Origin of the sequence: Sulfitobacter sp. M39, from assembly GCF_021735935.1 — a bacterium.
In the GTDB taxonomy this organism is placed as follows: Bacteria; Pseudomonadota; Alphaproteobacteria; order Rhodobacterales; family Rhodobacteraceae; genus Sulfitobacter.
Map to the genome: position 1 here is coordinate 98,650 of NZ_WMDZ01000001.1, position 13,220 is coordinate 111,869.

9 protein-coding genes are annotated in these 13,220 nt (G+C 59.0%); 6 read left to right on the forward strand and 3 right to left on the reverse strand.

The window, feature by feature from the left end; genetic code table 11:
• Positions 1 to 125: 125 nt before the first annotated feature.
• From rpsT to gyrB, 6 genes are all read left to right on the forward strand, one after another.
• Positions 126 to 389, forward strand: a complete 264-nt coding sequence (gene rpsT, locus GLP43_RS00515) for a 30S ribosomal protein S20 (RefSeq protein WP_005850127.1) — start codon at positions 126 to 128, stop codon at positions 387 to 389.
• A 526-nt stretch (positions 390 to 915) separates the two neighbouring features.
• Positions 916 to 2,274, forward strand: a complete 1,359-nt coding sequence (gene dnaA / locus GLP43_RS00520; protein ID WP_005850129.1) for a chromosomal replication initiator protein DnaA — start codon at positions 916 to 918, stop codon at positions 2,272 to 2,274.
• A 135-nt stretch (positions 2,275 to 2,409) separates the two neighbouring features.
• The gene (dnaN, locus tag GLP43_RS00525) at positions 2,410 to 3,528 is read left to right on the forward strand and encodes a DNA polymerase III subunit beta (protein WP_237277779.1); all 1,119 of its coding nucleotides are present in this window, start codon (positions 2,410 to 2,412) and stop codon (positions 3,526 to 3,528) included.
• 46 nt (positions 3,529 to 3,574) lie between these two features.
• A complete protein-coding gene (recF, locus tag GLP43_RS00530) occupies positions 3,575 to 4,672 on the forward strand; it encodes a DNA replication/repair protein RecF (RefSeq protein WP_237277780.1) in 1,098 nt (365 codons plus the stop codon).
• The gene (locus GLP43_RS00535; RefSeq protein WP_237277781.1) at positions 4,669 to 5,289 is read left to right on the forward strand and encodes a LysE family translocator; all 621 of its coding nucleotides are present in this window, start codon (positions 4,669 to 4,671) and stop codon (positions 5,287 to 5,289) included. Before recF ends, GLP43_RS00535 begins: the two co-directional genes overlap by 4 nt.
• 78 nt (positions 5,290 to 5,367) lie before the next feature.
• Complete coding sequence (gene gyrB / locus GLP43_RS00540) at positions 5,368 to 7,782, forward strand: DNA topoisomerase (ATP-hydrolyzing) subunit B (protein ID WP_237277782.1); 2,415 nt, start codon at positions 5,368 to 5,370, stop codon at positions 7,780 to 7,782.
• Between the two features lie 65 nt (positions 7,783 to 7,847).
• On the opposite strand, the gene GLP43_RS00545 is transcribed toward gyrB, so the two are convergent.
• Genes GLP43_RS00545 through GLP43_RS00555 form a run of 3 tightly spaced genes read right to left on the reverse strand, consistent with a single transcriptional unit; the run spans position 7,848 to position 13,100 of the window.
• Complete coding sequence (locus GLP43_RS00545) at positions 7,848 to 11,111, reverse strand: error-prone DNA polymerase (protein ID WP_237277783.1); 3,264 nt, start codon at positions 11,109 to 11,111, stop codon at positions 7,848 to 7,850.
• Complete coding sequence (locus GLP43_RS00550) at positions 11,108 to 12,571, reverse strand: Y-family DNA polymerase (RefSeq protein WP_272903161.1); 1,464 nt, start codon at positions 12,569 to 12,571, stop codon at positions 11,108 to 11,110. Before GLP43_RS00550 ends, GLP43_RS00545 begins: the two co-directional genes overlap by 4 nt.
• Entirely contained in the window at positions 12,522 to 13,100 is a 579-nt protein-coding gene (locus GLP43_RS00555) for an ImuA family protein (RefSeq protein ID WP_237277785.1), read from the reverse strand. The genes GLP43_RS00550 and GLP43_RS00555 overlap by 50 nt, the downstream gene beginning before the upstream one ends.
• Positions 13,101 to 13,220 lie beyond the last annotated feature (120 nt).

Here is a 13,220-nt window from a genome sequence, read left to right on the forward strand (position 1 = left end):
CAGCCCTAATACATGCGCGTGCAGCCCGCTCTGGCTAGAATCACCTTATCGGATATCGGTTCCGGTCGTTGGGTTTGTGTCGCGTATTTGCAATTTGAACATACCCAAGATGAAGGCTGATCCTCATGGCAAACACACCTCAGGCTAAAAAACGCGCCCGCCAGAACGAAGCACGTTTCCAAATCAACAAAGCACGTCGTTCGCGCATCCGTACCTTCCTGCGCAAAGTCGAAGAAGCCATCGCATCCGGCGACAAAGAAGCAGCAACTGCCGCTCTGCGCGCCGCTCAGCCCGAGCTGATGCGCGGTGTGACAAAAGGCGTTTTCCACAAGAACACAGCGTCGCGCAAAATGTCGCGTCTGGCGTCGCGGGTCAAAGCACTGGGCTAAGCCTAGCTGACCTAACGTCAATGATTTACGACCTAAAGGCACCGCTTATGCGGTGCCTTTTTTGTTTCTGTAGCACTCGCATCACGGGAATGAGATTCTTTTGCACCAATCTCTGAGTCAAGTTTGAAGATGTGTTGTATCAGTCCGACCGAGATTGCTAACACTATCAAACGCGATTCACTTCGCTTGGGGGGACAGGCCCGAACGGTTCGAGATATTTGCTAGAATATCGAACATCCGCCGGGGAAATTTGGATGGTCTTGCTAGGGGCCACCTGACGTCTGCAGATGCTGCTGCCAGCACATTTGCCCTGTCTTTTTGAAAACGACGAACGGTGTGTTCGGCAGCGACGTTTGGCGATTTGCTTCGCCAGCGCACGCGTCAGGCATGCCTTATGTAAAAATGTCCGAAGGACGGCGGGCCGGTTCTCTGTGTGGGACCGGGTAAACGGTCTGTTGCCTTTTGACTGAGTAAAATAGCGTTTCAGTATGTGCTGAAGCGATCAAAGAATGGGACGGCAGGGCGCATGATGCAGGCAGAATGGACGACAATTCGGGACCGGCTTTTAAAGACGGTTGGACAGAACAACTTTACCACCTGGATTGACCCGCTGACTGTTGGCCCCATCGAAGACGGCATTTGCACGTTGTTCGTGCCGACCAATTTCTTTGGCAACTATGTCAGCCAGAACTTCGCCGATCTGCTGCTGCACGAAATGCAGTCCGAAGACATCAGCATCAGCCGTCTGAAATTCGCGGTCGCCCCACAGGACAAGCCCGCCGCCATTGATCCTGCCCCAGCCCGCCCCAAGCCCGCCGCTGCAGCCCAGCCTGCGAACAGCCAGATCAACGCCGCCCCGCTTGACGCCCGCTTTAGCTTTGACAACTTTGTTGTCGGCAAACCCAACGAACTGGCCCACGCCGCCGCACGTCGCGTGGCCGAAGGTGGCCCAGTCACCTTCAATCCGCTGTTTCTTTATGGTGGTGTCGGCTTGGGCAAAACCCACTTGATGCACGCCATTGCGCAAGAGCTTCAGGTCCGCAAACCCGAACTGAACGTGCTGTATCTGTCGGCTGAACAATTCATGTATCGCTTCGTGCAGGCGCTGCGTGATCGCAAGATGATGGACTTCAAGGAAATCTTCCGCTCGGTCGACGTGCTGATGGTGGACGATGTTCAATTCATCGCGGGCAAGGACAGCACGCAGGAAGAATTCTTTCACACGTTCAACGCCCTCGTGGATCAGAACAAACAGATCATCATTTCCGCAGACCGCGCCCCGGGCGAGATCAAGGATCTTGAGGACCGCGTAAAATCGCGTCTGCAATGCGGTCTGGTCGTTGACCTGCATCCGACCGACTACGAACTGCGTCTTGGCATTCTGCAAAACAAGGTGGAAGCGCAGCGCAAGAACTACCCCGGTCTTGAGGTCGAAGCTGGCGTGCTCGAATTTCTGGCGCATCGCATCACCACCAACGTCCGTGTGCTGGAAGGCGCGTTGACCCGTCTGTTCGCCTTTGCATCGCTTGTCGGCCGCGAGATCAATATGGACCTGACGCAGGATTGTCTGGCCGACGTACTGCGTGCCTCTGAACGCAAAGTCAGCGTCGAAGAGATCCAGCGCAAAGTGTCCGAGCATTACAACATCCGCCTCAGCGATATGGTCGGCCCCAAGCGTCTGCGCAGCTATGCCCGCCCGCGTCAGGTCGCCATGTATCTGTGCAAGAAAATGACCAGCCGATCGTTGCCCGAAATTGGCCGCCGTTTTGGCGGGCGCGACCACACGACCGTTATGCACGGCGTGAAACGTATCGAAGAGCTCAAGCAGAACGACGGTCAGATCGCCGAAGATCTGGAACTGCTGCGCCGCTCTCTCGAGGCTTAAGAGCACCAGCTTGCACAGAAGACACGCGAAGGCCTTGACGGGCCTTCGTTTCGTGCTGAAAAGTCAACAAAACTCTTGTGAATACATTGGTATCGGGTAGTTTGCCCTCCCGGACTGCCGGAATGGAGATGGCATATGAAATTCAGCATTGAACGCGCCGCGCTGCTTAAGGCCGTATCACAGGCCCAATCCGTGGTAGAGCGCCGCAATACCATCCCAATCCTCGCCAACGTGCTGATCGAGGCCGAAGGCTCTGACGCGTCGTTCCGCGCGACCGATCTGGACATCGAAGTGGTCGACAAGGCCGCGGCGCAGGTCGAACGCGCCGGTGCGACCACCGTGTCCGCAACCACATTGCATGAAATCGTGCGCAAGCTGCCTGATGGCGCGTTGATCAGCCTGACCGCCGACAGCGCCGCGGGGCGTCTGACCGTCGAAGCAGGCCGGTCCAACTTCTCGCTCGCGACATTGCCGCGCGAAGATTTCCCCGTCATGGCGACTTCTGAATACCAGTCGAACTTCAAGGCCCCTGCCCCCGTGCTGCGCCGCCTGTTCGACAAATCCAAATTCGCCATCTCGACCGAAGAAACACGATACTATCTGAACGGCGTTTACATGCATATTTCGGACAGCGAAGGCAGCAAGGTGCTGCGCTGCGTTGCCACTGATGGCCATCGTCTGGCCCGCATCGACGCACCCATGCCTGAGGGTGCCGCTGAAATGCCCGGCGTGATCGTGCCCCGCAAAACCGTGGGCGAGCTGCGCAAGCTGCTGGACGACGACGACATGCAAATCGCCGTTTCCGTGTCCGAGACCAAAATCCGCTTTGCCACACCTGACATCACGCTGACCTCCAAGGTCATCGACGGGACGTTCCCCGACTACACCCGCGTGATCCCGCAGGGCAACACCCGCAAGATGGAAGTCGACGCCAGCGATTTCGCCCGCGCCGTGGACCGTGTTGCGACCGTAAGCTCCGAACGGTCCCGCGCCGTCAAGCTGCAACTGGACGAAGACCGCCTCGTGTTGTCCGTCAACGCGCCTGACAGCGGTGCGGCCGAGGAAGAACTGGTCGTCGCTTATGCCGACGAACGCCTAGAGATCGGGTTTAACGCGAAATACCTGCTTGAGATCGCAAGCCAGGTGGATCGTGAAAACGCCGTGTTCCTGTTCAACTCCTCCGGTGATCCGACGTTGATGCGCGAAGGCAATGATATGTCTGCGGTCTATGTCGTTATGCCGATGCGCGTGTGACGCTGACAAGCTACGTCGAACATCTTAACGCATTCATACCAATCGTATGAGCGGCCTTTACCTCTCCCAGCTGACGCTGTCGCATTTTCGATCGCATAAACGTGCGGTGGTAGATTGCGATGCGCGGCCTGTGTCTATTTTCGGGCCCAATGGCGCGGGAAAGACCAATATTCTGGAAGCCGTGTCTTTGTTGTCCCCCGGCCGCGGCCTGCGACGGTCAAGCGCGTCGGATATGACGCGCCGGCCAGAGGCGCTTGGCTGGAAGATCACCGCACATCTGCACAGTCTGGGCCAGTTCCACGAGGTCGAGATCTGGTCAGAGGCGGGTGCCGCGCGGCAGGTGCGGATTGACGGCAAGGCGACAGCGCAGACCGGATTAGGGCGCATTGCGCGGGTGCTGTGGCTGATCCCGTCGATGGACCGTCTGTGGATCGAGGGAGCCGAAGGTCGCCGCCGTTTCCTTGACCGCATGACGCTTAGTTTTCTGCCTGACCATGCAGATCAGTCGCTTGCCTATGAAAAGGCCATGCGGGAACGCAACCGCCTGCTCAAAGACATGGTGCGCGAACCGTCGTGGTATGTAGCACTGGAACAGCAAATGGCCGAAGCCGGAAGCGCGATCCATGCCAACCGTGTTGCTGCCTTGCAAGCCATCACCGAGGCGCAGGCGCAGGCCGAGACCGCCTTTCCCACCGCGACGCTTGATCTGATCTGCGACATGCCCCCCACCGCCGAGGGGTTGCGTCAGGCGCTCGGCGATAACCGGATGCGGGATCTTTCAGCAGGGCGGACCCTAATCGGGCCGCATCGCGCCGATCTTGAAGGGGTCTATGCCGCCAAGGACGTGCCCGCGCGTGATTGTTCAACCGGAGAGCAGAAGGCCCTGCTGGTGTCGCTGATCCTTGCGAACGCCCGTGCACTGGCCGCTGATTTCGGCGCACCGCCTCTGCTGCTGCTGGACGAAGTCGCCGCCCATTTAGACGCCAACCGCCGCGCCGCGCTGTATGACGAACTCAGCGCCCTTGGTGCCCAAGCCTGGATGACCGGCACCGGAGAAGAGCTGTTCGACACGCTCGGCCCCCGCGCCCAACGGCTTGAGGTGACAGAGGCCGTCGGCCTATCAACTGCAAGGATGCTTCCATGACCATCGCCCTGCCCGATCTGCTGCTGTACTGCGGCGCGTTGGTGATCCTGTTTCTGACCCCGGGCCCTGTCTGGCTGGCCATCATGGCACGCGCGCTGTCGGGCGGGTTTGGCGCGGCTTGGCCGCTCGCCCTTGGGGTGGCGATCGGTGATATGCTTTGGCCGCTGGTGGCGGTGCTTGGCATCAGCTGGATCCTGTCGGTGTTTGATATGTTCATGCTTGGCATGCGCTGGATCGCCTGTGCTGTGTTCCTGATCATGGGCGTGTTGCTGATCCGCCATGCCGACGCCAAGATCGACCGCGACAACCGTCTGACCCGCCCCGGCGCGTGGGCCGGTTTCGGTGCCGGGTTGCTGGCTATTCTAGGCAACCCGAAGGCCGTTCTGTTCTATATCGGTGTGCTGCCGGGCTTCTTTGACCTGCGCCATGTCACCGCCTTGGACGTGGGCGCGATTATCGCCGCATCCGTCGCGATCCCGCTGTTCGGCAACCTTGCGATCGCCGCTTTGGTGGGCAAATTGCGCGGCCTGATGACCAACCCGACGACCCTGAAACGCATCAACATTGTGGCCGGTGCGCTGCTGATCTGCGTAGGTTTGCTCATCCCCTTCGTCTAACGCAAAATCTTGTGTCAGGCGCGTGACAATCGTGGCGGAAAACACTATAAATTGGGTAACAAAAGAAGGTTTCCCAAAATGTCCGACACCGATCAGCTCCCCGAGGAATATGGCGCAGATTCCATCAAGGTTCTTAAAGGCTTAGAAGCGGTTCGCAAACGTCCGGGCATGTATATCGGGGACACCGATGACGGGTCGGGTCTGCACCACATGGTCTATGAGGTCGTGGACAACGGCATTGACGAGGCGCTGGCCGGTCATGCGGATGCAGTGAACGTCACAATTCACGACGACAGCTCTATCTCGGTCAGTGACAACGGGCGCGGTATTCCCGTCGGTATCCACCAAGAAGAAGGCGTTTCCGCGGCCGAGGTCATCATGACCCAGTTGCACGCGGGCGGTAAGTTCGACAGCAACTCCTATAAAGTGTCGGGCGGTCTGCACGGCGTGGGCGTATCGGTTGTGAACGCGCTGTCCGACTGGCTGGAACTGCGCATCTGGCGCGAAGGCAAGGAACACGTCGCGCGCTTTGAAGGCGGTTTCACCACCAAACACCTAGAGGTCGTGGGCCCCACCGAACGCACCGGCACCGAAGTCCGGTTCATGGCCTCGACCGAGACGTTTTCGAACCTCGACTATAGCTTCGAGACACTGGAAAAACGTCTGCGCGAACTGGCTTTCCTGAACTCCGGCGTGCGCATCATCCTGACCGATGAACGCCCCGCAGAACCTCTGCGGACCGAGCTTTTCTATGAAGGCGGCGTGAAGGAATTCGTGAAATACCTCGACCGATCGAAAACCTCTGTCATGCCCGAACCGATTTTCATCACGGGCGAGAAAGACGATATCGGCGTCGAAGTCGCGATGTGGTGGAACGACAGCTACCATGAAAACGTGCTGCCCTTTACCAACAACATCCCGCAACGTGACGGCGGCACCCACACCGCGGGCTTCCGCGGGGCGCTGACGCGGACGATCAACAACTATGCGCAATCTTCAGGTATCGCGAAGAAGGAAAAAGTGTCCTTCACCGGGGATGACGCCCGCGAAGGCCTGACCTGCGTGCTGTCGGTCAAGGTGCCCGACCCCAAGTTCAGTTCGCAGACCAAGGACAAGCTTGTCAGCTCGGAAGTGCGCCCCGCCGTCGAAGGCTTGGTGAACGAAAAGCTGTCCGAATGGTTCGAGGAAAACCCGCAGATCGCCAAGATCGTCGTCGGCAAGATCATCGAAGCAGCCCACGCCCGCGAAGCAGCGCGCAAGGCCCGCGACCTGACCCGCCGCAAGACCGCGATGGATGTGAACTTCCTTGCGGGCAAGCTCAAGGATTGCTCCGAAAAAGACCCGTCCAAAACCGAAGTCTTTCTGGTGGAGGGTGACTCCGCCGGTGGCTCTGCGCAAACGGGACGCGACCGCCAGACACAGGCGATCTTGCCGCTGAAAGGGAAGATCCTGAACGTCGAACGCGCCCGGTTTGACCGGATGCTGGGCAGTCAGGAAATTGGTAACCTTGTTATGGCGCTCGGCACCGGAATTGGCCGCGATGAATTCAACATCGATAAACTGCGCTACCACAAGATCGTCATCATGACCGATGCGGACGTTGACGGCGCGCACATCCGGACGCTGTTGCTCACGTTCTTCTACCGTCAGATGCCGCAGCTGATCGAGAACGGCCACCTCTATATCGCGCAGCCGCCCTTGTACAAAGTGTCGCGTGGCAAGTCCGAGGTCTACCTCAAGGATCAGGCCGCGATGGAGGACTACCTGATCCAGCAGGGCATTGAAGGCGCTATGCTAAAACAGGGCAATGGCGAGGAAATCACCGGCCAGGATCTGGCGCGCGTCGTTGATCTGGCCCGCCAGATGCGCCGTGTTCTCGAAGCTTTCCCGACCCATTATCCCCGCCATATTCTGGAACAGGCCGCCATCGCCGGTGCCTTTGTGCCGGGCGCGGTTGATGCCGATCTGCAAGGCGTGGCCGACAAGGTCGCAGAGCGACTGAACCTGATCGCATTGGAATGGGAACGTGGCTGGCAAGGCCGCATCACCCAAGACCACGGCGTCCGCCTCGCCCGCATCCTGCGCGGTGTAGAAGAGGTGCGCACCCTCGACGGTCGCATGCTGCGCTCGGGCGAGGCCAAACGCTCGGGCGGGTTCACAGAGCACCTGCAAGACGTCTACGGCACGCCCGCCAAACTGGTCCGCAAAGACCGTAGCCAGCTGATCCACGGCCCTATGGACCTGCTGGAAGCGATCCTTGCCGAAGGTGAAAAAGGCCTGTCCCTGCAACGCTACAAAGGTCTGGGCGAAATGAACCCCGATCAGCTGTGGGAAACCACGCTCGACCCCGACGCCCGCACCCTGTTGCAGGTTAAGGTCGCGGATATGGCCGAAGCAGACGACCTGTTCACCAAGCTCATGGGCGACGTCGTAGAACCTCGCCGCGAGTTCATCCAGCAAAACGCGCTGAGCGTCGAGAACCTGGACTTTTAAGAGATTTGTAGGTGCGCTCAATAGCGCGCCTACGCCGCTCATAGGTCGCTCTGCTCAGAGCCCAACTAGTGGAAATCTCTGCTTGGGAACAAGCGTTTGGCCTGATCACGGGGGTGTATGGCACGGGGTTGGGTGCGGGATCTTGGTGCGTCGTCGGCTTGGGGTTGCGTGATGCCTACCGCATCATCCATCGGGTGGCCGAGATGGCTGAGATAGTGCGAGACGTCTTCGATGGTATGCGCAATCACATGCACCACGATACCTTCGCGTTGTACATGGCCGGTGATGCGCAGCAAGCGCCCGGTCATCACCGCCCGGCGGAATTGTTCGTAAATCTTTTTCCAGACCACCACATTTGACACACCTGTTTCATCCTCAAGCGTCAGAAAAACGACACCCGACGCCGTACCGGGCCGTTGCCGCGTGATCACTAGGCCGCAGACAGAAATGGGCCTTTGTGCCATAGGCCCCAAAGGCACCTCGGGCAGCGCGTCATGAGCTGTCAGCCCCGTCATTGCCGGGCGCAACAGTTCCATCGGGTGGGCTTTCAGCGACAGGCGCATGGCCACGTAATCCTCGACCACTTCCTGCCCTAAATGCATGGCGGGCAAGGTAACGGCCTGTTCGGCAATGCCCTCGCCCTCGATCGTATCATTGAACAACGGCAAGGGCGCGTTGCCTTTGATCGCTTTTACCGCCCACAACGCGTCACGTCGCCCCAAGCCAAGCCCTGCATAGGCGTCGGCTTCGGCCAAACGTTCCAGAACCGCTGGCGAAAGCCCTGCCCTTAACCACAAAGCTTCGGGATCGGGGTAGCCATTGCCACGCGCGGCAACGATCCACCCGGCATCCTCTTCACGAAAGCCTTTGATCTGGCGAAACCCCAATCGCAAAGCCAGCGCCCCGTCGCTGCGCTTTTCAAGCGTGTTGTCCCATTCGCTTGTGTTGACGCAGACGGGGCGCACTTCGATGTGATGCTCGCGGGCATCGCGCACGATCTGGGCGGGCGCATAAAACCCCATAGGCTGCGCATTCAGCAAGCCGCAGGCAAAGGCTGCCGGATGGTGACATTTCAGCCAGGCCGATACATAGGCAAGCATTGCAAAAGCGGCGGCATGGCTTTCAGGGAAACCATATTCGCCAAAGCCCTCGATCTGGGAAAAGCAATTCTCGGCGAAAGCTTGTTCATAGCCCCGCGCCAACATGCCATTGATGAATTTATCGCGAAGCTGGCCAATCGTCCCCATCCGCCTGAAGGTCGCCATAGACCGGCGCAGCTGGTCTGCCTCGCTTGGCAGGAACCCGGCTGCGACGACAGCGATCTGCATGGCTTGCTCCTGGAACAATGGCACGCCAAGCGTTTTGCCCAGCACGTCTTCCAGCTCTTTCGAGGGGAAAACCACGGCTTCGTTCCCCTGTCTGCGATTGATATAGGGGTGCACCATGCCGCCCTGAATGGGGCCGGGGCGCACAATCGCCACCTCGATCACCAAATCATATAATGCGCGCGGCTTCATCCGCGGCAGAAAGTTCATCTGCGCGCGGCTTTCCACCTGAAACACACCAATGGCGTCCGCAACGCACAGCATATCATAGGTTTGCGCATCATCTTGGGGTATGCTGGCGATGCTGTATTTTTTGCCCTCATGTTGCGCAATCAGATCAAAGCTTTTGCGGATACAGGTCAGCATCCCAAGTGACAGGATATCGACCTTCAGAATATTCAAAGCGTCGATATCATCCTTGTCCCATTCGATGATCGTGCGGTCATCCATCGCGGCGTTTTCGATAGGGCAAAGCTCATCCAATCGCCCCTTGGTGATGACAAACCCGCCGACATGCTGGCTCAGGTGGCGCGGAAACCCGATGATTTCACCAATCAGCTTGATGGTCAGCGCCAGACGCGGGTCCGATAGATCAAGCCCCAGTTGTTTAACGCGCTCGGGGTCCGCCCCGCCATTACTGGTGCCCCAGATTTGCCCGGAGAGATTGGCCGTGACATCCTTGGACAAGCCCATGACTTTGCCCACCTCGGAGATCGCCGCGCGCGAGCGGAAATGGATCACCGTGGCGCAAAGCCCGGCGCGGTGCCGGCCGTATTTGGCGTAGATATGCTGGATGACCTCTTCGCGGCGTTCATGTTCGAAATCGACGTCGATATCCGGCGGCTCTCCGCGATGTTCTGACACGAAGCGTTCCACCACCATTGTAATCGTCTCGGGGCTGACGTCGGTGATACCCAACAGATAGCACAAGATCGAATTGGCCGCGGACCCCCGCCCTTGGCACAAGATCCCCTTGGAGCGCGCGAATTGAACGATGTCATGCACCGTGAGGAAATAGGTCGGAAAATCGAGCGTCTTGACCAACGCCAGTTCTTTTTCCATTTGCGCAATGGCCCGCGCGGGTGCCCCCTTGGGATAGCGGACCTTCAGCCCCTCGGACGCCAACCGCGCCAAACGGTCTTGGGGCGTTTCATTGTCTGCGATCTCGTCCGGGTAATCATAGCTGAGTTCGGACAGGCAAAAGCTGGACCTGGCCGCGATCTGTGTCGTGCGGCGCAAGGCCGCCGGGTGACGGGCGAACAGGCGCTTCATATCGGCTTCGGGCTTGAGGCGTTTTTCAGCGTTGGGTAAGGCGCGCGTGCCGATTTGATCGATGGTAATATTATGGCGCAGGCAGGTCAGAACATCCGCCAACTGCCGTCGCGCACCGTGGTGCATCAACACATCCCCCACGGCCACCATCGGCGCTGCGGTGCGATGCGCGAGGGTGGCGCAGGCATCAAAATAGCGCTGGTCACTGCCATCATAACGCGGCGCGACACCGATAAAGACATCCGCAGGAAAGTGTTTTTTCAGCGTTACAATATCGGGCTGACTGGCTTTAAGGGACGCTTGCGGCACGGCAATCAAGCTCATGCCTGCACAGCCTTGAACCAGGTCAGGCAGGTCCAGATAGCAGGCACCTTTGGGGGCACGTCGTTTGCCAAGGGTCAATAACCGCGTCAACCGCGCATAGGCTTCACGGTCGTGGGGCAATGCGACCCAATGGGTATCGCTATCGCGCAAGATCAGCCGCGCCCCAATGACAAGTCTTGGCAAGGGCGCATCAGCCCCCAACTCGCGACGAAGCTCTTTCAGAGCGGAATAGGCCCGAACGACCCCGGCCAGGGAATTATGGTCTGTGATGGCCAAGGCGTTCAGCCCCAACTCGGCCGCCCGAGAGACCAATTCCTCTGGGTGGGATGCCCCGCGCAGGAACGTAAAGTTAGACGTGCAACACAGTTCCGCATAGCCGGGATCCAGGGACGGGTTTCGCGCCTTCATGGAAATTCACCCTGCACAAACCAGTTCGGGTTTTGCGGCGTATAAAACAACCACAATCGCCGGCCCTGCGTTGTGTCCACTTTCCAATAATCCCGCACACCTGACCGCCAGTTGTCATCTGGCAACCACCATTCAGGGGCGATACGTTCAGGCCCCGTCGCCCGCCCCGTGGTCAGCGACATCCGGCGCCAGCGAAACTGTGCAGGCGGGCGTGCCCCACTGGCTGCGATAGGTTCCGGCGGAAAAAGGCACAAAGGGCGCGGCCGCAGAGTGGACCATGATCCCGTGGCGGTACTGTAGGCCGCTGGTACAATTTGAAAGCTCCGCTCGGGGATATGGCTGTCTGCCGGTAGAAACCGTTGAATGTTTTCAAGCCCGATCCGGTTACCAAGACGGGTGATCAGATCCTCCAGCCCGTCAGGGCGCGCCGCCGTGGCCGCGGTGATTTGCGCGTCGGCAAGGTTTTCAACCTGCGTCGCTTCAAGCCGTAACTGGTCGATACCAAAGCCAGCATCCACAGTCCGGATCCCCCGGTCAAAAAGGGGCAAAATACGCATTGCATCGCGCATTGGTGCCGCGAGACGCAGTTCGATTTGCTGCGCGCCCTGATCCACCCGCCGCATCGTTAACTGCAATCGCCGTGCCCCCATGGCCTGACGTTTCAACTTGTCGCAAAGCTGATCCAGCAACCTTTTCGTGCCCGCCATCACATCAGCGCTCAGCCCGATCGGCTCGGGCAATGTCATGCGCACAGCATAGTGCGGTGCCTCGCCAATCGGTGCGATCGTCTCGTCTTGGGTGCCCATTGCCTGATCCAGCCGCAACATGACATTCGGCCCGAAACGACGCGCGATTGTCATGCGCGGCAAAGCCAACAGGTCCGAGATTTTCCGCAGGCCAAGCCGCTGCAACGCCGTGTCAGTTTTCTCGTCAAGACGCAGCGCAGCAACGGGCAATGCAGTGATATCCGCATCAGGCTTGCGGGCATAATGCGTGAGCGCCCAAGCCGCCCCGCGGGTATTGGCCGCCGCGATACGTCCGGTCAGCCCCGCCCGCGCAAGCCGGTGACGCATGTCATCCAGCATTTCCGCTTCACCGCCAAACAGATGCACGGACCCGGTAATGTTCAGGACCAAACCATCCGTGCCATCCAACCCCACCCAAGGGCAGTATCGCTTGCTCCACCGGGCGAGTGATTGCAAAAACCGCGCGTCCTCTTGGGGATTGGCTGCTGCGCTGTAAAGCTCGGGGCAATAGGCACGGGCATCTGACAACCCCATGCCACGATGCAACCCCTGCGTCTCTGCCGCGTGGTTCAAACAGTAGATGCGGTCGGTATTTTTCTCGTGTTGGACCAGCGCAAAAGGGCGATTGTCATTGGCAATCTCAAGCGTCCGCGCACGTAGCACCCTATCGCTGGGCAGCCGGGGAAACCACACTGATGCGACGCGTTTGCGCATTCCACTTCACAGTCCAAGCCGATAATGTTCCTGATTTGTTCTTTATAAGTTTCCAATTTTGCAGAGTCGAGTCCTCGGCTGTGTTGCCCTCATCAAAAACCGGGGTGCAGTGCCATCTGGTCTGCGCGGCATTGTTCCCCATGCCCTCGGGCAAAATGCAAAGACCTGTAGCGTTCCCTTCTTGCGCAGCCAGTTGCAAACGCCGCCCTTCCGTCAAACCGATGGGCTGCGTGATCTCTGCGATCACCACTGCTACATGCCCCGACCGCAACGCCTCCTCGGTCGAGGCAAGCACGTCAATATGGCTCGGAGCCTGCGCGATCAGCAGTTGCGATGGATCAAGATAAGCCGCGCCCCCCACCGGATTGATCTGCGTGCCGTGCCATGCCTCACGCACCCAAAGCGCGGCCCCTCCATTCGCGCCACAGACTTGACCGGCCAGTGCATATGCAAAAGCGTAGGCAGACGCCCCGCAAACCTCATGAGTGCGGGTATTCTTGAGCGGAAATTGAGATTCGAACTGGTACATGACACGGATTATATAGAATAGAACAAAAGATGCACATCCGAGATAGCCGGTGCTGCCGCGTCCTTGATCGCGATCAGAACGAAGATGCTGGAAGCCTCGCGCGTGCCAAGTCGGGGACCG